At 46.1% G+C, this 1,448-nt stretch carries 2 protein-coding genes; both read right to left on the bottom strand.

Features of this window, described 5'->3' with window-relative positions:
* On the bottom strand, positions 1–190 hold a 190-nt coding region (locus tag KTQ90_RS13320), incomplete at its 3' end, for a helix-turn-helix domain-containing protein (protein ID WP_217318827.1).
* A 140-nt stretch (positions 191–330) separates the two neighbouring features.
* On the bottom strand, positions 331–1,448 hold a 1,118-nt coding region (locus KTQ90_RS13315; RefSeq protein WP_217318826.1), incomplete at its 5' end, for a tyrosine-type recombinase/integrase.

Here is a 1,448-nt window from a genome sequence, read left to right as displayed (position 1 = left end):
GGAAGAACGGAAGTTCATGCTTGTGTGTCATCTTGTAGAGACTGCTCTTTGATATGCCCATGAATAAGGCTGCTTCCTCCAGTGTCAATACTTGCTTGGCATCACGGAGAAGGTTCTCCATTATCCCAATGCGGTGCTCATGTGACTCTACCTTCAAAAGAAGAGTCTCGGTATCGATAGTTTTGTTCATTATCCTGTAATTTAATTGTTTGTGATTTGTTGTACTGCTTGTTTTGGAAGTGTAGTCCCCCAAGGCAGAGAGAAATCCCTGCCCGAAAAACGGGGACTACAAAAGTGAATTTAACTGGTTGTTATCCTGAAAAGTTCTGTTTACTTGTTATCCTGTAAAAAAGTTATTCTGCGTGGATGGGTGTTGGTGGCTGCTGTCCGCTTTGTCCTCGGTATCTGCTTGTTCTCTTCACGCTGTTTGCGACCTCGAAAGGCTTTCTTCATATTGTCAACAGCCTTGACCTTTTCATGCGTCAGCACATCAGCATAGATGGCGGTGGATTTGAGTGACTTGTGTCCCATCAGCTTCTTGGTAGTCTCAATGTTGCCGGTAACCGCCTGCACCAAAATTCCGAATGTATGTCGGGCACAGTGAAAAGAGATATTCTTCTCAATGCCCACCTTTTTAGCTATCCTTTTAAGGGCTGCATCCACATTAGCCTTGGCAGGAAGGTGAAACACAAAATCATCATTGCCTTTGGGTGGCATCCATGACAAGGCGGTATTGCCGATTGGTACGGCATTGAGAGCCTTTGTTTTCTTTTGGACGATTACAAGCGTGTTCGTTTCCTTGTTTCTCTTGATGTCACTCCACCGCAGAGCCTTGATGTCGCTGATACGAAGTCCTGTCAGACAGGCGAAACCGAAAGCCTTTTGTGTCTCTGCAACTCCTGGACTTCTCTCATCTGAAGCCATGAACCTTTTCAGTTCATCGGGAGTGAGATACTGCTTATGTGATGACTTTGGCTTGGGAAAGATGTCAGACTTCTCCAACTGGTAGAAAGGGTTAGCCTTCAACTTACCGAACTTGACCGCCTTGTTGAACACCGCCACTATGCGCTGTTGAACATTGTGAAGGGAGCCTTTACACAAAGGCTTGGCTTCAACTCGTACATACTTCTGTGGTACATAGTCGTTCTTCAGCCAAAGGAAGAAAGCCTTGAACCATGCCTTGTCGAACTTCCTCAGAGTGATGTGAGGTCTGCGCTTGTTGGCAAGGAACTCGCTCATTAGGTATTTCAGATACTTTGACTGGTCAACAATAGCCTTGGAGTAGTCTGTATTGTCGCTCATCCAGTCGATGTAGGTCTGGATCCAGTCCAAGACTTCGGGAGACTCGTCATTGGGGATTTCCTTCACAATCATCAAGTGACCTACCTCTGGGATGGTCTCTGGATGAAGAATACGCTCTGCCCTTATCTGGTGAGCACGTTGCAATG

Origin of the sequence: Leyella stercorea, assembly GCF_019052365.1 — a bacterium.
In the GTDB taxonomy this organism is placed as follows: Bacteria; Bacteroidota; Bacteroidia; order Bacteroidales; family Bacteroidaceae; genus Prevotella.
This window is presented reverse-complemented; position numbering and strand designations above follow the sequence as displayed.